Source organism: Streptomyces sp. BK239, assembly GCF_004217285.1.
In the GTDB taxonomy this organism is placed as follows: Bacteria; Actinomycetota; Actinomycetes; order Streptomycetales; family Streptomycetaceae; genus Streptomyces.
The window spans coordinates 1-23746 of the sequence record NZ_SHKS01000012.1; the positions used below are offsets into that span (position 1 = coordinate 1).

Below are 23746 nucleotides of genomic sequence, written 5' to 3' on the forward strand. Positions count from 1 at the left end.
GGGCGAGGCTTCTTCTTCCCCATGCTCTCCATGATGGACATCCTCCCGGGGCTGAACCCCTGATCTCGGATGTCCGCCAAAACGGATCAAGCCCACTAGGGCCTGCCCCGGCCCGTCCGGCCTCGGGCCTCGCCCAGGCCCATAGGCTCGCCCGGGCTTGGGTTCGCCAGGCCCGTGAGGCCGCCGGTGGCATCCCTCAGGGGGTCCGGGCGATCAGGTACCGGAACACGTTCGGCATCCACACCGTGCCGTCCGGCCGACGGTACGGGTGCAGCGCCTCGGTGATCTCCTTGTCGACCTGCGCCTGGTCCGTCGCGGAGATCGCCGCGTCGAACAGGCCTGTCGACAGCAGGCCCTTGAGGGCGCTGGCCACGCTCGCGTAGCCGAACGGGCAGGCCACGCGCCCGGATCCGTCCGGCTTCAGCCCGGCGCGCTGGGCGACCTCCTCCAGGTCGTCACGCAGGGCCGGACGCCAACTGCCCGCTGAGCGCAAAGGTTCGGTCAGTTTGGTGGCCACCCGCAGCACCGTGGACGTGGCGCAGCGCTCCGGCGGGCCCCAGCCGACGAGCACGACGGGCGCGCCGCGTCGGGCGAGCGGAGCGGCGGCCGCGAGCTGCTCGCCGAGCCCCTCGGAGTCGCCGGCGAGACAGCCGATGGGCTCGAAGGCGGTCACGATGTCGTACGGAGCCGTCGCCGCGTCGGAAGGGTCCCGCGAGCCGTCGGCCGAGTCCTCGCCGGGGTTCGAGCGCGTGCCGTCCCCGAGGTCCTGCAGCGTGCCGTCGACGAGGCGGACGGCGTCGCGCGCGTGTGCGTCCCAGGACGACGGGGCCAGCCGCCGCCGGGCGAGGGCCAGCCGCTCCGGGAAGGAGGACTCGACGCCCGTGACGCGGGCGCCCGCGGAGACGGCCGTCAGCAGGGCCAGCCCGGAGCCGCAGCCCAGGGCCAGCAGCCGCGTGCCCGGACCCACGTCCAGCCGCTCGTAGACGGCCTCGTGGAGCGGAACCAGCATCCGCTCCTGGATCTCGGACCAGTCACGCGCGCGTGCCGCCAGGTCCGCGCGGGGCACCGGCCCCGCTTGAGGCCGGTGCTGGCGCACGAGCGTAGGTGTCATGGAAAAGCGCCCCAATCCGCAGTGAGTTGCCGCTGATCATCGAGGTGGCCCCGTCAGTGCGCTCGCACTCCCCGTATGCCAGGTAACTCCGCACTCGGTTCCGCGTCCAGGGGTCGCGGGGCCCGGCTTGCGGTCCGGGCGCCGGTGTGACCGGATTTCACGTTCCGGTAACCCGGGCCCGTACCATCGCGCCATGGCGAGGGCGCCCGGCCGCCCGCCGGGCCGTCCGGGCCGACGGGCATGAGGCGGGGGCCGCCGGGAACAGGCAGACCGGACGGCGTCCCGCCGCGGAGGCGGGGCGGTGCCCGAGCGCGGGGCCCGGCCCGGTAACGTCGCCCTCGTGGCGTACGCCGACCGGGTCGTCGCACCGCGGCGGGGGAGCGGCCGGAAACGCCTCTTGCGCTCCCGGGGAGAGTCGGGTCGCCCGGCGCGCGAACGGAGCGCGGACATCGTCTACGCGCCGGTACGTATCGCGGACTACGTACCACCTTGGTACGGCCTGTGAGGCTTCTCCGCAGATCAGCGCACCCGCCCTCGTCAGGACGCATCAGAGGCAACTGACGGGTAAGTGCAAATTATTTGGGATGGCCCGGAATAGGAACACAGGGGCACCCACGCTCGTTGTCATTACGTGAGCACGACACAGACACCACCTGTTCTCGCCGCAGAGCTGGCACAGGCGTGGGCCGACATTCAGCGGTACCACCCCGAGTTGCCGGACCTTGCCGCGCCAGAGTCCCTGATCGGGGAGTCGTCGTCCGCCTGCGGTCACGAGCTCTCCTTCGAGCGGCTGCTGCACGAGGCGGTCCACGGGATCGCCGCCTCGCGCGGCGTCCGTGACACCTCCCGGGCCGGCCGCTACCACAACCGCCGATTCCTCGCGATCGCCGAGGAGCTGGGCCTGGACCACCCCGAGGAGCCGCACCCCAGCAGCGGCTTCTCGCTGGTCACGCTCAACCCCGAGGCCAAGCGGCGCTACCGGCCGACCATCGACCGTCTCCACCGGGCCCTCAAGGCGCACCTGGCGGCCACCTCCGCCGACACCACCCGCGCCTTCCGCGGCCCGGCCGCCCGGCACGGCTCCTCCGGGGGCGGCGTCCGCGTCAAGGCGGTCTGCGACTGCGGCCGCAACGTCCGCGTCGTGCCGTCGGTCCTGGCCCAGGCGCCGATCGTCTGCGGCGGCTGCGGCAAGCCGTTCCGCATCCCGGAAATCATGGGCGCGGCGTAACCGGGAGACACCGGCATCTCGTGGCTGCCGGTCCCCGGACGACTCGCCCACCCCGACACCGCCCCCGCGCCGCCCGAAACCGGCGCGGGGGCGGAACCAGCCATGGAATCCATGGGTCCGAGCCCCCGCCGAAAGCGACCCGCGGGGTGTGGCACAATGGCTAGCTGTACTCGACAGCCGCACAGGACCCCTCTCTCCTCCGGCTGACGCGTCCGTCGGGCACTCGGGTACCGCAACCCCACGCGGCAATCTCGCCGTGCCCAACCACGTCAAATCCAGGAGAACCCACTCCCGTGGCAGTCAAGATCAAGCTGAAGCGTCTGGGCAAGATCCGTTCGCCTCACTACCGCATCGTCGTCGCCGACTCCCGCACCCGCCGTGACGGCCGTGCGATCGAGGAGATCGGCAAGTACCACCCGACGTACAACCCGTCGGTCATCGAGGTCGACGCGGACCGCGTGGCGTACTGGCTGGGTGTCGGCGCGCAGCCGACCGAGCCCGTCCTCGCCATCCTGAAGAAGACCGGCGACTGGCAGAAGTTCAAGGGCGAGCCCGCCCCGGCTCCGCTGCTGACCGCCGAGCCGAAGAAGGCGCGCCCGTCGTTCGAGGCCCTCGGTGGCGACGACACGGGCAAGGGTGAGGCGATCACCCAGAAGAAGAAGGCCGAGAAGAAGGACGAGGCCGCCGCCGAGTCCTCCGAGTCGACCGAGGCCTGAGCAGCATGCTCGAAGAGGCGCTTGAGCACCTCGTGAAGGGCATCGTCGACAACCCTGACGATGTGCAGGTCGCCTCGCGCAACCTGCGCCGCGGGCGTGTGCTGGAGGTCCGGGTCCACCCCGACGACCTCGGCAAGGTGATCGGCCGCAACGGCCGCACCGCACGCGCCCTGCGCACCGTCGTGGGCGCCATCGGCGGCCGCGGCGTCCGCGTCGACCTCGTCGACGTGGACCACGTCCGCTGACGCATCAGCAGCACCGGCTCGGGCCGGGGAGGGCCACTGGGCCGTCCCCGGCCCGCAGTCGTCACGACAGGAGATCTTCGCAAGTGCAGCTCGTAGTCGCACGGATCGGCCGCGCCCACGGCATCAAGGGCGAGGTCACCGTGGAGGTCCGCACCGATGAGCCGGAACAGCGGCTCGGTCCCGGCGCCGTACTGTTCACGGACCCCGCCTCCGTGGGTCCGCTCACGATCGAGACCGGCCGGGTGCACAGCGGCCGTCTCCTCCTGCGCTTCGAGGGCGTCGCCGACCGCACCGCCGCCGAGGCCCTGCGCAACACCCTCCTGATCGCCGAGGTCGACCCCGAGGAACTCCCCGAGGACGAGGACGAGTACTACGACCACCAGCTCATCGACCTCGACGTGGTGACCGAGGACGGCGAGGAGGTCGGCCGGATCACCGAGATCTCCCACCTGCCCTCCCAGGACCTCTTCATCGTGCAGCGGCCCGACGGCAGCGAGGTGATGATCCCGTTCGTCGAGGAGATCGTCACCGAGATCGACCTCGAGGAGCAGCGGGCCGTGATCGCCCCGCCGCCCGGACTGATCGACGACCGGGCCGAGATCGCCTCCTCCCGGGACGAGTCCTGATGCGCCTCGACGTCGTCACGATCTTCCCCGAGTACCTCGACCCGTTGAACGTCTCCCTCGTCGGCAAGGCACGCGCGCGTGGACAGCTCGACGTCCACGTCCACGACCTGCGGCAGTGGACGTACGACCGCCACAACACCGTCGACGACACCCCCTACGGCGGCGGCCCCGGCATGGTGATGAAGACCGAGCCCTGGGGCGACGCCCTCGACTCGGTCCTCGCCGACGGCTACGAGAGCGGCGCCCACGCCCCCGCGCTGGTCGTCCCCACCCCCAGCGGCCGCCCCTTCACCCAGAAACTCGCCGGCGAGCTCTCCGAACGCCCCTGGCTGATCTTCACGCCCGCCCGCTACGAGGGCATCGACCGCCGCGTCGTCGACGAGTACGCCACCCGCATACCGGTGTACGAGGTCTCCATCGGCGACTACGTCCTCGCCGGTGGCGAGGCGGCCGTGCTCGTCGTCACCGAGGCGGTGGCCCGGCTGCTGCCCGGCGTCCTCGGCAACGCCGAGTCCCACCGCGACGACTCCTTCGCGCCCGGCGCCATGGCCGACCTCCTGGAAGGGCCCGTCTACACCAAGCCCCCCGCCTGGCGCGGCCGGGACATCCCCGAGGTGCTGCTCAGCGGCCACCACGGCAGGATCGCCCGCTGGCGCCGCGACGAGGCCCTCAGCCGTACGACGGCCAACCGGCCCGACCTGATCGAGCGCGCCGACCCCCGGGCCTTCGACAAGAAGGACCGCGAGATGCTCTCCATCCTGGGCTGGTCCCCGGACCCGGAGGGCGAGCCCTACGGCCGATTTTGGCGCAGGACCGGCGGCGTGGAACAATAGGCCGCTGTTGTGCGCTGTCCGGCGTGCGCCCCTGCCACAGGGGGACACGACGCCCGCCCCGACGCGCGCGACCACCAACCCAGAACCTCTAGTTCCCGTTGATGACCTGTGGCATCAGCGAAGAAAGCAGACGAAATGTCCCACCTGCTCGACTCCGTCGACGCCGCGTCGCTGCGCAGCGACGTCCCGGCCTTCCGCCCGGGTGACACCGTCAACGTCCACGTTCGCGTCATCGAGGGCAACCGCTCCCGTGTGCAGCAGTTCAAGGGCGTCGTCATCCGCCGTCAGGGCGCCGGTGTCCGCGAGACCTTCACGGTCCGCAAGGTCTCCTTCTCCGTCGGCGTCGAGCGCACCTTCCCGGTGCACACCCCGATCGTCGAGAAGATCGAGCTCGTCACCCGCGGTGACGTCCGCCGCGCCAAGCTGTACTACCTCCGTGAGCTCCGCGGCAAGGCCGCGAAGATCAAGGAGAAGCGCGACAACTGAGCGCCCTGAGGCGTCCACGGCCCGGCCGGATAACATCTGGCCTCGATGGACACCGAAGCGCAGCACACGGAGCGCGACCGCTCCTCCGCACCCGCCCCTCCCGAGCACACCTCGGAGGCGGCGGCGCCGGAGGGACGGTCGCGTTTCGCGTTGGCGGGGCGTGTCACGGAATGGGTCCCCGGCGGGTGGATCAGCCTCACCCTCCTCGCCTGCCTGCTGTTTTCGCTGTTCTTGAACAGCTTCGTGGCTCAGCCCTTCCAGATTCCCAGCCGATCCATGGAAACCGGATTGAGGATCGGGGACCGGGTTCTCGTAAATAAGTTGGCGTACCGTTTCGGTGCCGAGCCGCGGCGCGGCGACGTCGTCGTGTTCGACGGCACCGGGTACTTCGGGCACGCGGACTACATCAAACGCGTTGTGGGTGTGGGAAGAGACCACGTGGTCTGCTGTGACAAGGACGGGAGGATCCAGGTGAACGGCCGGCCGGTCGACGAGTCGACGTTCCTGTACCCGGGCGACAGCCCCTCCACGGTGCCCTTCGACGTCGTCGTGCCCGAAGGCGCCCTGTTCCTCCTCGGCGACCACCGCGGCGCCTCCAGCGACTCCCGCGATCACCTGGGGTCCCCGGGCGGCGGCATGATCCCCGTCGGCGAGGTGATCGGCCGCGCCGACTGGATCGTCTGGCCCTTCGCCCACCAGGCCCGACTCCACCGCCCGAGCGCCTACGCGCGCGTGCCGGCCGGGGAGGGCGCCGATGGGTAACCGCGGAAAGCCGCGCGGCGCCCCCGTCAGCGCCGCGGACAACCTCCTGCCCACCGGCGCACGGCGCACGACCACCCCCGGCGGCGGCGGACGCTCGCGCACGGAACGGCGCAAGCTCCAGCGCAAGGTCAAGCGCAAGCGCAGGCGGAGCGCCGTCCGGGAGATCCCGCTGCTCGTCGGCGTGGCCGTCCTCATCGCCCTGGTGCTCAAGACGTTCCTCGTGCAGGCCTTCGTGATCCCGTCCGGCTCGATGGAGCAGACGATCCAGATCGGCGACCGTGTCCTGGTGGACAAGTTCACCCCGTGGTTCGGCTCCAAGCCGCAGCGCGGCGACGTCGTCGTCTTCAAGGACCCCGGCGGCTGGCTGCAGGACGAGCGGACGACCCCGAAGAAGGCGGACCCCGTCGTCGTCAAGCAGATCAAGGAAGGGCTCACCTTCATCGGCCTGCTGCCGTCCGACGACGAGAAGGACCTCATCAAACGGGTCGTGGGCGTGGGCGGCGACCGGGTCCAGTGCTGCGACGGCGCCGGACGCGTCACCGTCAACGGCGTTCCCCTGAACGAGGGAAACTACATCTACCCCGGCGACGCCCCCTCCGCGATGACCTTCGACATCACCGTCCCTCAGGGCCGGCTCTGGGTGATGGGCGACCACCGGGGCAACTCCGCCGACTCCCGCTTCCACCAGGACACCGACTACGGCGGCACGGTCTCCGAGGACGGCGTACTGGGCCGGGCCATGGTCATTGCGTGGCCCCTCGGTCGCTGGAACTCCCTAAAAGAACCGCAAACCTTTTCCTCCGTGACCGACTCGGGCTTCGCGACGACCTCGGCCCCCGGCACGTCGCATAGGGTTGCTCCCGACCATCCGAACGGACCGGTCGGACTCCCGAGCCCTGCGGAACTCCCGCTCGTTATGGGAGTGGTGGGCCTGCGCCGTATGTGGGGCAGGCAGCGGCACAGAGTTAGGAGTTGGCGTGGGGGATGTGGCGGTTGGCGCACGGTCCGGGCACGACGGCGAGGAGTACCGCGGACGTCCCGTGGAAGCGGCCGACCAGGCTACGGACGGCGCCGTGAACTCCGGGAATGACGTCCCGGCGGCCGGCGGCGAGGGCCCCGGGGGCGGACAGCCGCCCACCACGGAGCCGGGCCCGGGCGACGGCGCGCCCAGGGCGAAGAAGCCGCGCTCCTTCTGGAAGGAGCTGCCGATCCTGATCGGCATCGCGCTCGTCCTCGCCCTGCTGATCAAGACGTTCCTGGTGCAGGCGTTCTCGATCCCTTCGGACTCGATGCAGAACACCCTCCAGCAGGGCGACCGGGTCCTCGTCGACAAGCTCACCCCGTGGTTCGGCTCCGAGCCCGAGCGCGGCGAGGTCGTCGTCTTCCACGACCCGGACAAGTGGCTCGCGGGCGAGCCCACGCCCGAGCCGAACGCGGTGCAGACCTTCCTCAGCTGGATCGGCCTGATGCCGTCGGCGGAGGAGAAGGACCTGATCAAGCGGGTCATCGGCGTCGGCGGCGACACCGTCACCTGCAAGGGCACCGGCCCGCTCACCGTCAACGGCAAGGCCCTCGACGAGCCGTACGTCTACCCCGGCAACACCCCGTGCAGCCAGGACGACCAGGGCGGCCAGTTCTCTGTGAAGGTTCCCCAGGGGTTCATCTGGGTCATGGGCGACCACCGGCAGAACTCGCGGGACTCCCGCTACAACCAGTCCGACAAGAACCACGGCATGGTCCCCGTCGACCAGGTCGTCGGCCGCGCCGTCGTCAAGGCCTGGCCGATCAACCGCTGGGGCACACTGCCCGTGCCGGACACCTTCGACCAGCAAGGCCTGAACCCGCAGGCCGCCGCCTCCACGTCGCTCACCGTCGCCCCGCAGGGCGTCGCCCTCGCCGGCGCCGTCCCGCTGGTCCTGTGGCGCCGCCGGCGTGCGGACTCCTCCGACGAGCGGACCGCGCCGACGGTGACCTCGGGCAGCTGACGGGGAAGGGCTTACCCGGCTCGGTACCCCCGGGTAGGGTGCGGACCCATGGGTGGCGAGAGCACGACACGTACGGCCCCGCACAGCGGCGGTGGCACCAGCAGCGGCCCGGTGGGCAGCCGGACCGGACAGCGCCTGTCCGGACTGGCCGTCGCGCTGGGCCTGGTGCTGTTCCTGGGCGGGTTCGGCTGGGCGGCGCTGACCTACCGCCCCTACACCGTGCCCACCGGTTCGATGGTCCCGACGATCAACGCCGGCGACCGGGTCCTCGCACAGGTCGTGGACGGCGACGAGGTGCGCCGCGGTGACGTCGTCGTCTTCAAGGACACCAACTGGGCCGACGCGCCCGTCGTCAAGCGCGTGGTCGCGGTCGGCGGCGACACCGTCTCCTGCTGCACGAACGGCAAGCTGACCGTCAACGGCAAGCAGATCGACGAACCGTATCTGCCCAAGGGTGCCCCCGCCGAGGTCAAGAGCATCCCCGAGGTGGAGGTCCCGGAGGGGCGGCTGTTCCTGCTCGGCGACGAGCGCCAGGGCTCGCTGGACTCCACAGCCCACCTCACCGACGCCGCCCAGGGCACCGTGGCCGCCTCCGCCGTCACCGCGCGCGTGGACGCCGTCGTCTGGCCGATGAACGGCATGCTGAAGCGCCCCACGGGCTTCCAGGCGCTCGGCCACCTCTCCGAGCCCGGCCCGCTGCGCACCATCGGCTGGCTGATCGTCGCCGGCGCGGTGCTCGTCCTCGGCGGCGGCGCCTACGGGCCCATCGCCAAGCGGACCTCCCGCCGCGGGGCCGGCGCGAGTGCCGGTTGAGCCGGTGCCCGGCGAGCCGGCCGGGACGGACGTGCCGCCGGGCGCGGCCGACACGTACACGGGCGGCCTGCGCAAGGTGGCCCGGGTCGTGCTGCTCGACCCCGAGGACCGCATCCTGCTGCTGCACGGCCATGAGCCGGACGACCCTGCCGACGACTGGTGGTTCACGCCCGGCGGCGGCGTCGAGGGCGACGAGACCCGTGAAGAGGCCGCCCTGCGGGAACTCGCCGAGGAGACGGGCATCACCGAGGTCGAACTCGGCCCGGTGCTCTGGCGGCGGAGATGCTCCTTCCCGTTCGTGGGCCGCCGCTGGGACCAGGACGAGTGGTACTACCTCGCCCGTACGGCCGTGACGGCGACCCGCGCCACGGCCCTGACCGAACTGGAGCGGCGCAGCGTCGCGGGAGCGCGTTGGTGGACGTGTCAGGAACTGAGCCGGGCACGTGAGACGGTGTATCCGACCAGACTCGCCGAGTTGCTCAGCAGGCTGCTCGACGAAGGTCCCCCGGCCGGCCCGGTGACGCTCGATACGGAAATCGTCTAGCGGCTCACCGGACTGGCGCACAATGGTGGGATCGCACGGCTGAAGGGGAACATGCCATGAGCGCCGAGGACCTCGAGAAGTACGAGACCGAGATGGAGCTGAAGCTCTACCGGGAGTACCGCGATGTCGTCGGTCTGTTCAAATACGTGATCGAGACCGAGCGGCGCTTCTACCTGACCAACGACTACGAGATGCAGGTGCACTCGGTCCAGGGCGAGGTGTTCTTCGAGGTGTCGATGGCGGACGCCTGGGTCTGGGACATGTACCGGCCGGCGCGGTTCGTCAAGCAGGTGCGGGTCCTTACGTTCAAGGACGTGAACATCGAGGAGCTCAACAAGAGCGACCTGGAGCTGCCGAGCGGATGACCCCACCCGTGTGGGTGACGGAGTTGTCCACAACCGCTGAGTTGCGCACCAAGATCCTTTCGCGTGCCGTGAATGCGTGAACGTGGGCGCCGGAGGTGGTGCCGACATGAACGCGAACACGAACACCGACACGATCAAGAGCACCGGCGTGGGCGGCCGCTCGGGCACGAGCATGGATCTGTCGCGAGGCGCGCTCGGCAGGTACGGCGAGGAGCTGGCCGCCCGACGGCTGGCCGAGGCCGGGATGACGGTCCTCGGGCGCAACTGGCGCTGCGGCAGGGCCGGCGAGATCGACATCGTCGCGCGGGACGGCGACGTCCTGGTCGTCTGCGAGGTCAAGACCCGCAGGGACGGCGGTTTCCAGCACCCGATGGCGGCGGTGACGCCGGACAAGGCCCGCCGCCTGCGCTGCCTGGCCGAGCGATGGATCCACGCACACGGGGGAGCGCCACCGGGCGGCGTGCGCATCGATCTGGTCGGCGTGCTGCTGCCCCGCCGCGGGGCCGCCGTCGTCGAGCATGTGCGGGGGGTGGCCTGAGATGGGCTTCGCGCGTACGTGCTCGGTGGCGCTGGTGGGCGTGGAAGGCGTCGTGGTCGAGGTCCAGGCCGACCTGGAGCCCGGGGTCGCCGCCTTCACGCTGGTGGGGCTGCCGGACAAGAGCCTGAGCGAGAGCCGGGACCGGGTACGGGCGGCGGTGGTGAACTCGGGCGGCGAGTGGCCGCAGAAGAAGCTCACCGTCGGCCTCAGCCCGGCGTCGGTGCCCAAAGCCGGCAGCGGATTCGACCTCGCCATCGCGAGCGCGGTGCTCGGCGCGTCCGAGCGGATCGACCCGCGGGTGCTGGCCGACATCGTCATGATCGGTGAACTGGGGCTGGACGGGCGGGTGCGCCCCGTGCGGGGCATCCTCCCGGCGGTGCTGGCGGCGGCGGACGCCGGGTACGAGCAGGTCGTCGTCCCGGAGTGCGCGGCCGCCGAGGCCTCCCTGGTGCCCGGTGTCTCGGTGCTGGGCGTGCGCAGCCTGCGGCAGTTGACCGCCGTGCTCGCGGACGAGCCCGTGCCCGAGGAGGAGCCGGACGAGGCGGGCCGCCCCGACCCGCTCCTGGCGGGGCTGCGGATGCCCGGGACGGGCGCCGCCACCGGTATGCACACCGTCGACGCAGCCCACCACGACCAGGGGCACGACCTCGCCGACGTCGTCGGGCAGCGCTCGGCGCGCACGGCGGTGGAGGTCGCCGCCGCAGGCGGACACCACCTCTTCCTCGAAGGGCCGCCGGGCGCCGGCAAGACCATGCTGGCCGAGCGGCTGCCGGCCGTGCTGCCCCGGCTGAGCCGGGAGGAGTCGCTGGAGGTCACGGCGGTGCACTCGGTGGCAGGGCTCCTGCCCCCGGGCAAACCCCTGATCGACGTACCGCCGTACTGCGCACCGCACCACTCGGCCACCATGCAGGCGCTCGTCGGCGGCGGCCCGCACATCGCCCGGCCCGGAGCCGTGTCGATGGCCCATCGAGGGGTGCTCTTCCTGGACGAGACCCCCGAGTTCAGCAGCCACGCCCTCGACGCCCTGCGCCAGCCCCTGGAGGCGGGGCACGTCGTGATCGCGCGCAGCGCGGGCGTGGTGCGGTTCCCCGCGCGTTTCCTGATGGTGCTCGCGGCGAATCCGTGTCCCTGCGGACGCTTCTCACTGCGGGACAGCCTGTGCGAGTGCTCGCCCTCGGCGGTCCGGCGCTACCAGGCCCGGCTCTCCGGGCCGCTGCTCGACCGCGTCGACCTGCGCGTCGAGGTCGACCCGGTCAGCAGGGCCGAGCTGGTCCACCGCGGCCCCGGCGGCGAGACGACGGCGACGGTCGCCGACCGGGTCAGGACCGCGAGGGAACGCGCGTCGGCCCGGCTGGCCGGCACCCCGTGGCGGACCAACAGCGAAGTCCCGGGGCGTGAGCTGCGCAGCCGCTGGCACCCGCTGAGCGGGGCGATGGACGAGGCCGAGCGGAACCTGGAGCGCGGGGTGCTCACCGCCCGGGGCCTGGACAGGGTCCTGCGGGTGGCCTGGACCGTCGCCGACCTCGTCGGGCACGACCGGCCCGACGCGACGGACGTCGCCCTGGCGCTCCAGTTGCGCACCGGGGTGCCCCGCGGGGCGCCCATGGCGCTCGGGGCGATGGCGTGAACGACGTCGGCGGGCGGGAGTTCGACGGACCGGGGCCCGAGGAACCCACGGGTGAGCTCGGGGCGGATGAAACCCCCTTCGGCGTGGCGGGGGCAGGGCCGCGCGGGCCGGCGTTCGGCGTGGCGGGGGCAGCGTCGGGCGGGCCGGCGTTCGGCGACGCGGGGTTCGGCGAGCCGGACGGGGAGCGGCTCGCGCGGGTGTTCCTCGCCCGGGTCGTCGAACCGGGCGACGAGACCGCCGGGCGCTGGGTGCGCGAGTACGGCGTGCCCGAGGTGGCCCGGCGGCTGCGCGGCCACGGGGACCCGCTGCCCGGGGTGAGCCCCCGGCGCTGGGCCGGGCTGCGGGCGCGCGCGGACGAGGCGGCGCCCCGGCGGGATCTGGCCGTGGCCCGGCGGGCCGGGGTGCGGTTCCTGTGCCCGGGGGACGTGGAGTGGCCCGGCCCGCTGGACGACCTCGGGGACGCCCGGCCGCTCGGCCTGTGGGTGCGGGGCGGTCCCAGCCTGCGGATATGGGCGCTGCGGTCCGTCGCCGTCGTCGGCGCCCGCGCCTGCACCGAGTACGGCGCGCACATGGCGGCCACACTCGCCGCTGACCTCGCCGAACGCGGCTGGGTGGTGGTCTCCGGCGGCGCTTACGGCGTCGACGGCGCCGCCCACCGGGGCGCCCTCGGCGCGGGCGGAGCCACGGTCGCCGTCCTGGCCTGCGGAGTCGACCGGCCCTATCCGCGCGGCCACACGCAGTTGCTCGACCGGATCGCGCGGCAGGGCCTGGTGGTGGGGGAGCTGCCGCCGGGCGACCACCCGACGCCGACCCGGTTCATCCTGCGCAACCGGGTGATCGCCGCGCTCACCCGGGGCACGGTGGTCGTCGAGGCGGCGCACCGCAGCGGCTCCCTGGTCACCGCGCGGGCGGCGCGGCGGCTGGGCCGGCACACGATGGGCGTGCCCGGGCCGGCCACCAGCGCCCAGTCGGCCGGGGTGCACGCCCTCCTGCGGGAGGAGGCCGTGCTCGTCACCGACGCCGCCGAGGTCGTCGAGCTGGTCGGGGACATGGGGGAGCTGGCGCCGGACAGGCGTGAACCGGCGCTCCCGCGCGACCTGCTGGCGCCGGGCGCCCGCGGTGTCCTCGCCGCGCTCCCCGCCCGGCGAGCCGCGACGGTGGGCGAGATCGCCCGCGAGGCGCGCACCACGCCGGACGACGCGATCGCCCGACTGTACGAACTCAGAGCACTCGGATACGTCGAACGACATGGCGACGACTGGAAGTTGACACGCCAGGCGGTGGTGTCCGCCCGACGGGGTGGACACCCGTGTTGACCGGGTGGGTTCGGCCGTCCGGGCGAACGTCGACAGCCTTGAGAACGCGCGCAGTTGACGCGTCCCCGGTGTCGCCCGGGGCGAGTGGCGTGCCCCTGGGCGGCGGCCGGTGACGCCGGCCCCCGCACCGGTCCGGGCCGGACCTTCGCACACCGCGACGCTCCAGTCACGCTACGCTCACGAGGATTCCGTCACAGACCGGCCACCAGTCATCACATCGCAGCACTCGGCAGCACATCCGACCAGTAGGCGTCACACCGCATCACACACGTATCTCCACGGCAGAAACGGCACAAGGCGACGTATGCCCCAGCACACCTCCGGGTCCGACCGGGCGGCGATCCCCCCAGCCGCCCGCGACGGTGGCAGCGTGAGACCGCCCGCCCCCTCGACGCTCGACGAGCTGTGGCGCTCGTACAAGGCGACGGGGGACGAGCGGCTGCGGGAGCAGCTGATCCTGCACTACTCACCGCTGGTGAAGTACGTGGCCGGGCGGGTGAGCGTCGGACTGCCGCCCAACGTGGAGCAGGCGGACTTCGTGTCCTCGGGCGTGTTCGGGCTGATCGACGCGATCGAGAAGTTCGACCTCGACCGCGAGATCAAGTTCGAGACGTACGCGATCACCCGGATCCGGGGCGCGATGATCGACGAGCTGCGGGCGCTGGACTGGATCCCGCGGTCCGTGCGGCAGAAGGCGCGCAACGTCGAGCGGGCGTACGCGACGCTGGAGGCGCGGCTGCGGCGCACCCCCTCGGAGGGCGAGGTCGCCGCCGAGCTGGGCATCGCGGTGGACGAGCTGCACGCGGTGTTCAGCCAGTTGTCGCTGGCCAACGTGGTCGCGCTGGAGGAACTGCTGCACGTGGGGGGCGAGGGCGGGGACGGCCTCAGCGTCATGGACACGCTGGAGGACACCGCCGCGGACAACCCCGTGGAGGTGGCCGAGGACCGGGAGCTGCGCAGATTCCTGGCGCGGGCCATCAACACCCTGCCCGACCGGGAGAAGACGGTCGTGACGCTGTACTACTACGAGGGCCTGACCCTGGCCGAGATCGGGAACGTGCTGGGCGTCACCGAGAGCAGGGTCAGCCAGATCCACACCAAGTCGGTGCTCCAGTTGCGCGCGAAGCTGGCGAGCTTCGGCCGTTGACCCGGCGTGGCCGGCGGGCGGGTCGAGTCACTCCCGCCGAGAGGGCGGCGTCCGTAAAGTGGTGGACGTGCCAAGGATTCGAGCGGCCTCCGTGGCCGAGCACCGGACGATGCAGCGTGCCGCCCTGCTGGACGCGGCCCGGTCATTGCTGTCCGAGGGCGGGACGGAGGCGCTGACCTTCCCCGCCCTCGCCGGGCGGACGGGACTCGCGCGGTCGTCCGTGTACGAGTACTTCCGGTCGCGGGCGGCCGTGGTCGAGGAACTGTGCGAGGTCGACTTCCCCGTGTGGGCCGCCGAGGTCCAGGCGGCGATGGCCACGGCGGACGGGCCTTCGACCAAGGTCGAGGCCTATGTGCGGCGGCAGCTGGCGCTGGTCGGGGACCGTCGGCACCGGGCCGTGGTGGCGATCTCGGCGAGCGAGCTGGACGCGGGGGCGCGGGAGAAGATCCGCGCGGCGCACGGTTCGCTCGTCGCGATGATCGTGGAGGCGTTGGCCGAGATGGGACACGCGGAACCCCGGCTGGCGGCGATGCTGGTGCAGGGAGTGGTGGACGCGGCCGTCCGCAGGATCGAGCTGGGCGCGGAGGAGCCGGGCGGGGTCACCGAGGCCGCGGTGGGGATGGTGCTGCGGGGGGTTCTGGGCTGAGCCGCCGCGCCGGGCTGTTCGGACGGGGCCACGTCCATCGGGCTCGGTCGTGGCTGCGTCGAGCGGGGCCGCGTCGAGCGGGGCCCGGCTGAGCGGGCTGTTGCTGAACGGCCACGGGCGGTGCCCCTACGGCAGCGGCACGCCCAGGACCGGCAGCAGGCGGGACGGCCCTCGGCTCAGCAGCCACGGAGGGAGCAGGGACAGAGGGTCCAGATAGGCCTCGTTCCTTCTCAGGCCCCAGTGGACGCACGTGGTCGCGCAGTGTGAGCCGCTCGGCTGGACCGTGCCCACCTGCTCGCCGGCGGCGACCTCGTCGCCCTTGCGCACGGTCGCCGCCACCGGTTCGTACGTCGTGCGCAGCTCCGTGCCGGCCAGTTCCACGGACACGACGCCCCTGCCCGCGACCCGCCCGGCGAAGGAGACCCGGCCGGCCGCCACGGACCGGACCGGGGCGCCCGGAGCGGCCGCCAGGTCCACACCGCGGTGGCCGCGCCCGTACACCGTCGCCGGGGGCTCCCAGCCGCGCAGCACCGGCGGGCGGTTCCCCACCGGCCAGGCGCGGCCGATCGCCGGCACCGGCCCGGACGGCGGCGTGGGCGGACCGGGGGACGGGGGACCGGGGGGCGCCCCGGACGGCGAGGGATCCGCCCACGCCACAGGCATCGTCATGATGATCAGCAGGAGCAGCAGCAGGCCCCCGCACCGCTTCGCGTTCATGCCGCACAGCGTGGCCGGAAACCGCCGGCCGCGCCCGGGGCTGTGGACCGGCGCCCGGTTGTGGACAGCGGCGTCACCCGGTGGTCCGCCGGTCCCGTACACTTCTTCTGGCGATCCGGGTCACCGGGTCGACTTCGCACGCCCCAACATCAGACCCTCACCGGTCGGTGTCAGCGCCCCTCGGTCCTTCGTGGCTCGGCGCGTCGCGGGCGTCAGGCGCGGGAGCCGTCCGGCATCCGCGGCACAACCGAGAACCTCAAGGAGAACGGCCATGGCCGTCGTCACGATGCGGGAGCTGCTGGAGAGCGGCGTCCACTTCGGTCACCAGACCCGTCGCTGGAACCCGAAGATGAAGCGCTTCATCTTCACCGAGCGCAACGGCATCTACATCATCGACCTGCTCCAGTCGCTGTCGTACATCGACCGCGCCTACGAGTTCGTCAAGGAGACCGTCGCCCACGGCGGCACGGTCATGTTCGTCGGCACGAAGAAGCAGGCGCAGGAGGCCATCGCCGAGCAGGCCACCCGCGTCGGCATGCCCTACGTCAACCAGCGCTGGCTGGGCGGCATGCTCACCAACTTCTCGACCGTCTACAAGCGCCTGCAGCGCCTCAAGGAGCTCGAGCTCATCGACTTCGAGGACGTCGCCGCCTCGGGTCTGACGAAGAAGGAGCTCCTGGTCCTCTCGCGTGAGAAGGCCAAGCTGGAGAAGACCCTCGGCGGTATCCGCGAGATGTCCAAGGTGCCCAGCGCCGTCTGGATCGTGGACACCAAGAAGGAGCACATCGCGGTCGGCGAGGCCCGGAAGCTCAACATCCCGGTCGTCGCCATCCTCGACACCAACTGCGACCCCGACGAGGTCGACTACAAGATCCCGGGCAACGACGACGCGATCCGCTCCGTCACCCTGCTCACCCGCGTGATCGCCGACGCCGTCGCCGAGGGCCTCATCGCCCGCTCCGGCGTCGCCACCGGCGACAAGGGCGACAAGGCCGCCGGCGAGCCGCTGGCCGCCTGGGAGCGCGACCTGCTCGAGGGCGAGAAGAAGGCCGACGAGGCTCCGGCCGCCGAGGCCGCCCCCGCCGCCGAGGCTGCCGCGGAGACCCCCGAGGCCCCCGCCGCGGAGGCCGCCGAGGCCCCCGCCGCCGAGGCCCCGGCCGCGGACGCCGAGCAGGCCTGACCGTCACAGCGTCACGGTTGACGGCGGGGGCGCCGACATGAAGTCCGCCCCCGCCGTTCACCCGTAGGTCGGTACAGAGCCGGAGAGTTCCCGTGGAGGGGGCTCCCGGCCCGTTCCGATCGTCGATCTTCCAGACTTCGAGAAAGACTCACAGACTCATGGCGAACTACACCGCCGCCGACGTCAAGAAGCTCCGCGAGCTCACCGGCGCCGGCATGATGGACTGCAAGAAGGCGCTGGACGAGGCCGAGGGCAACGTCGAGAAGGCCGTCGAGGCGCTCCGCATCAAGGGCCAGAAGGGCGTCGCCAAGCGCGAGGGCCGCTCCGCCGAGAACGGCGCCGTGGTCTCGATCATCGCCGACGACAACTCCTCCGGCGTCCTCGTCGAGCTGAAGTGCGAGACGGACTTCGTCGCCAAGGGCGAGAAGTTCCAGGCCGTCGCCAACGCGATCGCCGAGCACGTCGCCAAGACGTCCCCGGCCGACCTCGACGCCCTGCTCGGCTCCGAGATCGAGGCCGGCAAGACCGTCCAGGCGTTCGTGGACGAGGCCAACGCCAACCTCGGCGAGAAGATCGTCCTGGACCGCTTCGCGCAGTTCGCCGACGGCTTCGTCATCGCGTACATGCACCGCACGATGCCCGACCTGCCCCCGCAGATCGGTGTCCTCGTCGAGCTGGACAAGCCGAACGCCGAGGTCGCCAAGGGCATCGCCCAGCACATCGCCGCCTTCGCGCCGAAGTACCTCTCCAAGGAGGACGTGCCGGCCGACGTCGTCGAGTCCGAGCGCCGCATCGCCGAGGAGACCACCCGCGCCGAGGGCAAGCCCGAGGCCGCGATCGCCAAGATCGTCGAGGGTCGCCTCAACGGCTTCTTCAAGGACGCCACCGTCCTCGGCCAGCCGTACGCGCTCGACAACAAGAAGTCCGTCCAGAAGGTCCTGGACGAGGCCGGTGTCACCCTGAAGCGCTTCTCGCGCATCAAGGTCGGCATCTGAGTCCGTACCGCGATCGACGCGCGACCCCTATAGGGTCGACGTGAGTCGTCCGCGTACGCCGTCACGCACGCGTGACGGACGACAGCAGATCTGACGAGGAGGCCATTGCCGCGCACGGGTTGCGAACGACACCCCACCGGCAATGGCCTTCTTCGTATGTGCACCACGTGAAAGAGGCGGGATCTCCCATGACCACCAAGGCCCAGAAGAGCGACGACGGCAAAGTACACGGCCGGTTCCTGCTGAAGCTGTCCGGAGAGGCGTTCTCCGGCGGCGGCGGCCTGGGCGTCGACCCCGACGTGGTGCACAAGATCGCCCGCGAGATCGCCGCCGTCGTCCGGGACGGCGCCGAGATCGCGGTCGTCATCGGCGGCGGCAACTTCTTCCGCGGCGCCGAGCTCCAGCAGCGCGGCATGGACCGCGCCCGCTCCGACTACATGGGCATGCTCGGCACCGTCATGAACTGCCTCGCCCTCCAGGACTTCCTGGAGAAGGAAGGCATCGACAGCCGGGTCCAGACCGCCATCACCATGGGCCAGGTCGCCGAGCCGTACATCCCGCTGCGCGCCGTGCGGCACCTGGAGAAGGGCCGCGTGGTCATCTTCGGCGCGGGCATGGGCATGCCGTACTTCTCCACCGACACCACCGCCGCCCAGCGCGCCCTGGAGATCGACGCCGAGGCGCTGCTCATGGGCAAGAACGGCGTGGACGGCGTCTACGACTCCGACCCGAAGACCAACCCGGAGGCGGTCAGGTTCGACGCCCTCGGCTACGGCGAGGTCATCACCCGCGACCTGAAGGTCGCCGACGCCACGGCGGTCACGCTGTGCCGCGACAACAAGCTGCCGATCCTCGTCTTCGAGCTTCTGGCCGAGGGCAATATCGCCCGGGCCGTCAAGGGTGAGAAGATCGGCACGCTTGTGGGTGAGGAAGGCGACCGGGTCTGACCGGTCGAACCGCAGTTCGTATGACAAAGCCTGGCCGGGGGACGGACCCTGGTCGGGGGATGGACAATGTCCTGCCGGTCGGGAACCGTGCAGGAAGAAGACGCGACGCAGCCGGCCGCCGCCTCCGCAAGGAACCGCAGCCGGGCCTACTCAAGACACGCAGGAGCAAGTGGTGATCGAAGAGACCCTCCTCGAGGCCGAGGAGAAGATGGAGAAGGCCGTCGTGGTCGCCAAGGAGGACTTCGCCGCGATCCGCACCGGCCGTGCGCACCCGGCGATGTTCAACAAGATCGTGGCCGACTACTACGGCGCGCCGACGCCGATCAACCAGCTGGCTTCGTTCTCCGTGCCGGAGCCGCGCATGGCGGTCGTGACCCCGTTCGACAAGAGCGCGCTGCGCAACATCGAGCAGGCCATCCGCGACTCCGACCTGGGCGTCAACCCGAGCAACGACGGCAACATCATCCGGGTGGTGTTCCCCGAGCTCACCGAGGAGCGCCGCCGCGACTACATCAAGGTCGCCAAGGGCAAGGGCGAGGACGCCAAGGTGTCCATCCGCTCCGTCCGCCGCAAGGCCAAGGACGCGATCGACAAGCTCGTCAAGGACGGCGAGGTCGGCGAGGACGAGGGCCGCCGTGCGGAGAAGGAGCTCGACGACACCACCGCGAAGTACGTCGCTCAGGTGGACGAGCTCCTCAAGCACAAGGAAGCGGAGCTGCTCGAGGTCTGATGAACGACTCTTCCTGGGGCGCTCCGCCGCACGCCGGTTCACAGGCGGGGTACTGGGGGCCCAACGACCAGGGACCTGTCCAGGGGGCCGCCCCGGCGGGTCCCGGCTACGATGCGCCTGAGGCGCAGCAGACTCGCCCCATGCCCATCGTCCCCGACGTACCCGCTCCCGGCGGACACCAGGATGACGACCGGGGGGCCGCTCGTCCGGGCGGCCCCGCGTTCCGGGACGGGACGCCTCACCGCGAGACGCCGCAGGCGTTCCGCGAGGAGTCGTCCCAGAACGAATCGTTCCCCCACGAGTCGTTCCGCGACGGGAACCGCCGCGGCGGCCCGTACCGCGACGACACACCGTCGGTGCAGCCCCCTGCGGCGGCGCCGCAGAATCCGGAGCCCATGCCCGACGCCCCGCAGCCGGCGCCCGCACCGCAGAAGAAGAGCGCGGGCCGTGACCTGGGCGCGGCCATAGGGGTCGGCGTCGGACTCGGCGCGGTCATCGTCGCGTCGCTGTTCGTCGTCAAGGCCGTGTTCGTCGGTGTCATAGCGATCGCCGTCGTCGTCGGGCTGTGGGAGCTGACCAGCAGGCTGCAGGAGCGCAAGGGGATCAAGGCTCCGCTGGTGCCGCTCGCGCTCGGCGGGGCGGCGATGGTCGTCTCCGGGTACGTCCGGGGGGCAGAGGGCGCCTGGGTGGCCATGGCCCTCACCGCGCTGGCGGTCCTCGTCTGGCGGATGACGGAACCACCGGAGGGCTACCTCAAGGACGTCACGGCCGGTCTCTTCGCGGCGTTCTACGTCCCGTTCCTCGCCACCTTCGTCTCGCTGATGCTGACGGCCGAGGACGGCGCGCAGCGGGTCCTGATGTTCCTGATGCTGACGGTGGTCAGCGACACCGGCGCGTACGCCGTCGGCTGGCGCTTCGGCAAGCACAAGCTCGCCCCGCGCATCAGCCCCGGAAAGACCCGCGAGGGCCTGCTCGGGGCGGTGACGTTCGCGATGGTCGCGGGCGCGCTGTGCATGCAGTTCCTGATCGACGGCGGCACCTGGTGGCAGGGCGTGCTGCTGGGCCTCGCGGTCGCGGTCAGCGCCACGCTCGGCGACCTCGGCGAGTCCATGATCAAGCGGGACCTCGGTATCAAGGACATGGGCACGCTCCTGCCCGGCCACGGCGGCATCATGGACCGCCTGGACTCCCTCCTGCCGACGGCCCCGGTGGTCTGGCTCCTCCTGGTGATCTTCGTAGGCGCCACCTGACCACGCCGCCCCCCTGACGCACGGGCCCCTGTCCTCCCGGACGGGGGCCCGTCGCGATGTCGGAGTGCGCGTGGGCCCCCGAGACCGCCACAGTCACTGCCGTGACCTTGACGGACGCACTTGTCGACTCCGCCCGAACCGGCCGGATCGGCCCGCTGCACTGCGGCATGCGAAACTCCCACCGCTCGTCCTGCCCGAGTCCGAGACCCACGAAGCGACGGTCCTTCGGGAGGAACTCACCGCGGCCCTCGACAGCGCGGGCCGCCTGCACGAGGTCAACGGCAACCTCACCTTCGGGCCGGCAGCCGAGCATCCTCACCCAGCCCGCGAACGTCTGCGCGGTCCTCAGCCTCCCGGCCCGCAACAACCAGGTCCCCCACCGCGACCGGCACTGCCTCGATGTCATGCACAAACACACGGCTTGACCCGGGTGATCGCCCCCACCCCGGGAGCGCTCGGGGGCGCGGAGTTGATCTGCGACACTGGAAGGGTTATGCCGAAGCCCGGAGAACTCACATTCGTCGCCCCCCGTGGAGCCAAGAAGCCGCCGCGGCATCTTGCTGATCTCTCGCCCGCCGAGCGGAAGGAGGCGGTGGCGGAGATCGGTGAGAAGCCGTTTCGGGCGAAGCAGCTGTCGCAGCACTACTTCGCGCGGTACGCGCACGAGCCGGCGGAGTGGACCGACATCCCCGCCGGGGCGCGGGAGAAGCTGCGGGAGGCGTTGCTTCCCGAGCTGATGACCGTCGTACGGCATCTGTCGACGGACCAGGGCACGACCCGCAAGACGCTGTGGCGGCTGTTCGACGGGACGCTCGTGGAGTCGGTGCTGATGCGCTACCCCGACCGGGTGACCATGTGCATCAGTTCGCAGGCAGGCTGCGGGATGAACTGCCCGTTCTGCGCGACCGGGCAGGCCGGTCTCGACCGGAACCTGTCCACCGCCGAGATCGTGCACCAGATCGTGGACGGGATGCGCGCGCTGCGCGACGGGGAGGTCCCCGGCGGGCCGGCCCGGCTGTCCAACATCGTCTTCATGGGCATGGGCGAGCCGCTCGCCAACTACAAGCGGGTCGTCGCCGCCATCCGCGCGCTCACCGACCCCACCCCCGACGGGCTCGGGCTGTCGCAGCGCGGGATCACCGTGTCCACCGTCGGGCTGGTGCCGGCCATCCACCGGTTCACCGACGAGGGCTTCAAGTGCCGCCTCGCCATCTCGCTGCACGCCCCCGACGACGAGCTGCGCGACACCCTCGTCCCCGTGAACACGCGGTGGAAGGTGCGCGAGGTGCTCGACGCCGGGTTCGAGTACGCCGAGCGGTCCGGGCGGCGCCTGTCCATCGAGTACGCGCTGATCCGCGACATCAACGACCAGGCCTGGCGCGGCGACCGGCTCGGCCGGATGCTCAAGGGCCGGCCCGTGCACGTCAACCTCATCCCGCTGAACCCCACGCCCGGGTCCAAGTGGACCGCGTCCCGGCCCGAGGACGAGAAGGCGTTCGTCGAGGCGATCGCCGCGCACGGCGTGCCCGTCACCATCCGGGACACCCGGGGCCAGGAGATCGACGGGGCCTGTGGCCAGCTCGCGGCCACCGAGCGGTAGTCTGTTCCCGGACAAGTTCATATCTTCGTATTCCGACAGGGGAGCGCCACAGCGCTGAGAGTGCGGCACCGGCCGCAGACCCTCTGAACCTCGCCCAGGTCATTCTGGGTAGGAAGTTCGGTCATCACTCGAGCTGTTGCGCCCTGCCCGGGCCCGTTGGCGGACCCGGGCAGGGCCGCGTCTTCTCCTGGTCAACCCCAGGAGGAATCCAGTGCACACCAGGACGTTCGTGGCCGCGGCCGTGGGCCTCGGTCTCGTCACGCTGTCGGCGTGCGGTTCGTCGTCGTCCGGCGACGGCGGATCGGGCGGCGACGCCGGGTCCGGCGGCGGCTCGAAGACCGTCACCCTCGTCAGCCACAGCTCGTGGTCCGTCTCCAAGAACGTGCTCGCCGACTTCGAGAAGCGCTCCGGGTACAAGGTGCGCGTCCTGGAGGACGGCGACGCCGGGCAGGCCGTCAACAAGGCGATCCTCACCAAGGACAACCCCCAGGGCGACGTCTTCTTCGGCGTCGACAACACCCTGCTCTCCCGCGCCCTCGACAACGACCTGTTCCAGCCGTACGAGGCCAAGGGCCTCGACCAGGTCGGCGCCGAGTACCGGCTCGACGCGGACAAGCACCGGGTCACCCCCGTCGACCACGGCGACATCTGCGTCAACTACGACAAGAAGTACTTCGCCGACCACGACCTGGCCCCGCCCGCCTCCTTCGACGACCTGGTCAAGCCCGCCTACAAGAACCTCCTGGTCACCGAGAACGTCTCCACCTCCTCGCCCGGCCTCGGCTTCCTGCTGGGCACCGCCGCGCGCTACGGCGACAGCGGCTGGGAGGACTACTGGAAGAAGCTCCGGGCCAACGGCGTGAAGGTCGTCGACGGCTGGGAGCAGGCCTACAACGAGGAGTTCTCCGGTTCGGCCGGCGGCAGGAAGGCCGGCGCCGACCGGCCGCTCGTCGTCTCCTACGCCTCCTCGCCGCCCGCCGAGGTGATCTACGCCGAGCCCAAGCCCGCCACCGCCCCGACCGGCGTCGCGGCCGGCACATGCTTCCGGCAGGTCGAGTTCGCGGGGCTGCTGAGCAACGCGAAGAACAGCGCCGGCGGCAAGGCGCTGATCGACTTCCTGCTGTCGAAGGAGTTCCAGCAGGACATGCCGCTCAACATGTACGTCTACCCGGTGGTCAAGGGCGCCGCCGTGCCCGCCGAGTTCACGAAGTACGGGCCCGCCGCCAAGGACCCCGAGACCATGGACCCGGCGAAGATCGCCGAAAACCGCGACCAGTGGGTCAAGTCGTGGACCTCGCTCGTACTGAAGTAGCCCCGGCCAGGAGGCGTTCGGGGAACG

26 protein-coding genes and 1 riboswitch are annotated in these 23746 nt (G+C 71.4%); of the genes, 24 read left to right on the forward strand and 2 right to left on the reverse strand.

Annotation, left to right across the window (positions count from 1 at the left end):
- Nucleotides 1-196: 196 nt before the first annotated feature.
- Complete coding sequence (locus EV567_RS27170) at nt 197-1111, reverse strand: cyclopropane-fatty-acyl-phospholipid synthase family protein (protein ID WP_130444687.1); 915 nt, start codon at nt 1109-1111, stop codon at nt 197-199.
- A 631-nt stretch (nt 1112-1742) separates the two neighbouring features.
- On the opposite strand from EV567_RS27170, the gene EV567_RS27180 reads away from it, so the two are divergent.
- From EV567_RS27180 to EV567_RS27260, 17 genes are all read left to right on the forward strand, one after another.
- Complete coding sequence (locus tag EV567_RS27180) at nt 1743-2339, forward strand: hypothetical protein (RefSeq protein WP_130444689.1); 597 nt, start codon at nt 1743-1745, stop codon at nt 2337-2339.
- Nucleotides 2340-2632: 293 nt separating this feature from the next.
- Entirely contained in the window at nt 2633-3055 is a 423-nt protein-coding gene (gene rpsP / locus EV567_RS27185; RefSeq protein ID WP_130444691.1) for a 30S ribosomal protein S16, read from the forward strand.
- 5 nt (nt 3056-3060) lie between these two features.
- Nucleotides 3061-3300 carry an RNA-binding protein gene (locus EV567_RS27190; protein ID WP_003973401.1) on the forward strand — a complete coding sequence of 80 codons (240 nt, stop codon included), beginning with the start codon at nt 3061-3063 and terminating at the stop codon, nt 3298-3300.
- A gap of 83 nt (nt 3301-3383) precedes the next feature.
- Nucleotides 3384-3926 (forward strand): ribosome maturation factor RimM, encoded by a 543-nt coding sequence (rimM, locus tag EV567_RS27195; protein ID WP_130444693.1) that lies wholly within the window; start codon nt 3384-3386, stop codon nt 3924-3926.
- The gene (gene trmD / locus EV567_RS27200) at nt 3926-4759 is read left to right on the forward strand and encodes a tRNA (guanosine(37)-N1)-methyltransferase TrmD (RefSeq protein WP_130444695.1); all 834 of its coding nucleotides are present in this window, start codon (nt 3926-3928) and stop codon (nt 4757-4759) included. The genes rimM and trmD overlap by 1 nt, the downstream gene beginning before the upstream one ends.
- A gap of 135 nt (nt 4760-4894) precedes the next feature.
- Nucleotides 4895-5245 carry a 50S ribosomal protein L19 gene (gene rplS, locus EV567_RS27205; RefSeq protein WP_020128707.1) on the forward strand — a complete coding sequence of 117 codons (351 nt, stop codon included), beginning with the start codon at nt 4895-4897 and terminating at the stop codon, nt 5243-5245.
- A 45-nt stretch (nt 5246-5290) separates the two neighbouring features.
- A complete protein-coding gene (lepB, locus tag EV567_RS27210; protein WP_130444697.1) occupies nt 5291-6007 on the forward strand; it encodes a signal peptidase I in 717 nt (238 codons plus the stop codon).
- Nucleotides 6000-7097 (forward strand): signal peptidase I, encoded by a 1098-nt coding sequence (gene lepB / locus EV567_RS27215; protein ID WP_130444699.1) that lies wholly within the window; start codon nt 6000-6002, stop codon nt 7095-7097. Before lepB (EV567_RS27210) ends, lepB (EV567_RS27215) begins: the two co-directional genes overlap by 8 nt.
- The gene (gene lepB, locus EV567_RS27220; RefSeq protein ID WP_130444701.1) at nt 6985-7992 is read left to right on the forward strand and encodes a signal peptidase I; all 1008 of its coding nucleotides are present in this window, start codon (nt 6985-6987) and stop codon (nt 7990-7992) included. The genes lepB (EV567_RS27215) and lepB (EV567_RS27220) overlap by 113 nt, the downstream gene beginning before the upstream one ends.
- Nucleotides 7993-8040: 48 nt before the next feature.
- Complete coding sequence (gene lepB / locus EV567_RS27225) at nt 8041-8805, forward strand: signal peptidase I (protein ID WP_130444703.1); 765 nt, start codon at nt 8041-8043, stop codon at nt 8803-8805.
- Entirely contained in the window at nt 8795-9349 is a 555-nt protein-coding gene (locus tag EV567_RS27230; protein WP_407071626.1) for an NUDIX hydrolase, read from the forward strand. The genes lepB (EV567_RS27225) and EV567_RS27230 overlap by 11 nt, the downstream gene beginning before the upstream one ends.
- 56 nt (nt 9350-9405) lie before the next feature.
- Complete coding sequence (locus EV567_RS27235; protein ID WP_003993268.1) at nt 9406-9714, forward strand: DUF2469 domain-containing protein; 309 nt, start codon at nt 9406-9408, stop codon at nt 9712-9714.
- 76 nt (nt 9715-9790) lie between these two features.
- Nucleotides 9791-10252, forward strand: a complete 462-nt coding sequence (locus EV567_RS27240) for a YraN family protein (protein WP_407071627.1) — start codon at nt 9791-9793, stop codon at nt 10250-10252.
- Between the two features lies 1 nt (nt 10253).
- Entirely contained in the window at nt 10254-11879 is a 1626-nt protein-coding gene (locus tag EV567_RS27245) for a YifB family Mg chelatase-like AAA ATPase (RefSeq protein ID WP_130444705.1), read from the forward strand.
- A gap of 119 nt (nt 11880-11998) precedes the next feature.
- Nucleotides 11999-13195, forward strand: a complete 1197-nt coding sequence (dprA, locus tag EV567_RS27250; RefSeq protein ID WP_207228866.1) for a DNA-processing protein DprA — start codon at nt 11999-12001, stop codon at nt 13193-13195.
- A gap of 304 nt (nt 13196-13499) precedes the next feature.
- Complete coding sequence (whiG, locus tag EV567_RS27255; protein WP_130444707.1) at nt 13500-14342, forward strand: RNA polymerase sigma factor WhiG; 843 nt, start codon at nt 13500-13502, stop codon at nt 14340-14342.
- Between the two features lie 91 nt (nt 14343-14433).
- Nucleotides 14434-14988 (forward strand): TetR/AcrR family transcriptional regulator, encoded by a 555-nt coding sequence (locus EV567_RS27260; protein WP_130444890.1) that lies wholly within the window; start codon nt 14434-14436, stop codon nt 14986-14988.
- Nucleotides 14989-15114: 126 nt separating this feature from the next.
- Here the strand turns inward: EV567_RS27260 and EV567_RS27265 are convergent, their stop codons facing one another.
- Entirely contained in the window at nt 15115-15705 is a 591-nt protein-coding gene (locus EV567_RS27265) for a murein hydrolase activator EnvC (protein WP_130444709.1), read from the reverse strand.
- 271 nt (nt 15706-15976) lie between these two features.
- Here EV567_RS27265 and rpsB point away from each other — a divergent pair, with 271 nt between their 5' ends.
- The 7 genes from rpsB (at nt 15977) to EV567_RS27305 (ending at nt 23719) form a co-directional block, all read left to right on the forward strand.
- Nucleotides 15977-16885 (forward strand): 30S ribosomal protein S2, encoded by a 909-nt coding sequence (rpsB, locus tag EV567_RS27270; protein ID WP_130444711.1) that lies wholly within the window; start codon nt 15977-15979, stop codon nt 16883-16885.
- Nucleotides 16886-17043: 158 nt separating this feature from the next.
- The gene (gene tsf / locus EV567_RS27275) at nt 17044-17880 is read left to right on the forward strand and encodes a translation elongation factor Ts (protein ID WP_130444713.1); all 837 of its coding nucleotides are present in this window, start codon (nt 17044-17046) and stop codon (nt 17878-17880) included.
- A gap of 188 nt (nt 17881-18068) precedes the next feature.
- Nucleotides 18069-18827 (forward strand): UMP kinase, encoded by a 759-nt coding sequence (gene pyrH / locus EV567_RS27280; protein ID WP_130444715.1) that lies wholly within the window; start codon nt 18069-18071, stop codon nt 18825-18827.
- 172 nt (nt 18828-18999) lie between these two features.
- On the forward strand, nt 19000-19557 hold the full coding sequence (gene frr / locus EV567_RS27285; protein ID WP_130444716.1) for a ribosome recycling factor: 558 nt from the start codon (nt 19000-19002) through the stop codon (nt 19555-19557).
- On the forward strand, nt 19557-20807 hold the full coding sequence (locus tag EV567_RS27290) for a phosphatidate cytidylyltransferase (RefSeq protein WP_130444718.1): 1251 nt from the start codon (nt 19557-19559) through the stop codon (nt 20805-20807). Before frr ends, EV567_RS27290 begins: the two co-directional genes overlap by 1 nt.
- Nucleotides 20808-21300: 493 nt before the next feature.
- The gene (gene rlmN / locus EV567_RS27300; RefSeq protein ID WP_130444720.1) at nt 21301-22407 is read left to right on the forward strand and encodes a 23S rRNA (adenine(2503)-C(2))-methyltransferase RlmN; all 1107 of its coding nucleotides are present in this window, start codon (nt 21301-21303) and stop codon (nt 22405-22407) included.
- Nucleotides 22408-22434: 27 nt separating this feature from the next.
- A riboswitch (TPP riboswitch) is annotated at nt 22435-22540 on the forward strand.
- A gap of 78 nt (nt 22541-22618) precedes the next feature.
- The gene (locus EV567_RS27305) at nt 22619-23719 is read left to right on the forward strand and encodes a thiamine ABC transporter substrate binding subunit (protein WP_130444722.1); all 1101 of its coding nucleotides are present in this window, start codon (nt 22619-22621) and stop codon (nt 23717-23719) included.
- The last annotated feature ends 27 nt before the right edge of the window (nt 23720-23746 follow it).

Excerpts from the sequence above, each read along its gene's own strand:
- EV567_RS27170 (WP_130444687.1), bottom strand. The coding sequence starts at position 1,111 with ATGACACCTACGCTCGTGCGCCAGCACCGGCCTCAAGCGGGGCCGGTG.
- EV567_RS27190 (WP_003973401.1), top strand. The coding sequence starts at position 3,061 with ATGCTCGAAGAGGCGCTTGAGCACCTCGTGAAGGGCATCGTCGACAAC.
- trmD (WP_130444695.1), top strand. The coding sequence starts at position 3,926 with ATGCGCCTCGACGTCGTCACGATCTTCCCCGAGTACCTCGACCCGTTG.
- rplS (WP_020128707.1), top strand. The coding sequence starts at position 4,895 with ATGTCCCACCTGCTCGACTCCGTCGACGCCGCGTCGCTGCGCAGCGAC.
- lepB (WP_130444697.1), top strand. The coding sequence starts at position 5,291 with ATGGACACCGAAGCGCAGCACACGGAGCGCGACCGCTCCTCCGCACCC.
- lepB (WP_130444699.1), top strand. The coding sequence starts at position 6,000 with ATGGGTAACCGCGGAAAGCCGCGCGGCGCCCCCGTCAGCGCCGCGGAC.
- lepB (WP_130444703.1), top strand. The coding sequence starts at position 8,041 with ATGGGTGGCGAGAGCACGACACGTACGGCCCCGCACAGCGGCGGTGGC.
- EV567_RS27235 (WP_003993268.1), top strand. The coding sequence starts at position 9,406 with ATGAGCGCCGAGGACCTCGAGAAGTACGAGACCGAGATGGAGCTGAAG.
- EV567_RS27245 (WP_130444705.1), top strand. The coding sequence starts at position 10,254 with ATGGGCTTCGCGCGTACGTGCTCGGTGGCGCTGGTGGGCGTGGAAGGC.
- whiG (WP_130444707.1), top strand. The coding sequence starts at position 13,500 with ATGCCCCAGCACACCTCCGGGTCCGACCGGGCGGCGATCCCCCCAGCC.
- EV567_RS27265 (WP_130444709.1), bottom strand. The coding sequence starts at position 15,705 with ATGAACGCGAAGCGGTGCGGGGGCCTGCTGCTGCTCCTGCTGATCATC.
- rpsB (WP_130444711.1), top strand. The coding sequence starts at position 15,977 with ATGGCCGTCGTCACGATGCGGGAGCTGCTGGAGAGCGGCGTCCACTTC.
- tsf (WP_130444713.1), top strand. The coding sequence starts at position 17,044 with ATGGCGAACTACACCGCCGCCGACGTCAAGAAGCTCCGCGAGCTCACC.
- pyrH (WP_130444715.1), top strand. The coding sequence starts at position 18,069 with ATGACCACCAAGGCCCAGAAGAGCGACGACGGCAAAGTACACGGCCGG.
- EV567_RS27290 (WP_130444718.1), top strand. The coding sequence starts at position 19,557 with ATGAACGACTCTTCCTGGGGCGCTCCGCCGCACGCCGGTTCACAGGCG.
- rlmN (WP_130444720.1), top strand. The coding sequence starts at position 21,301 with ATGCCGAAGCCCGGAGAACTCACATTCGTCGCCCCCCGTGGAGCCAAG.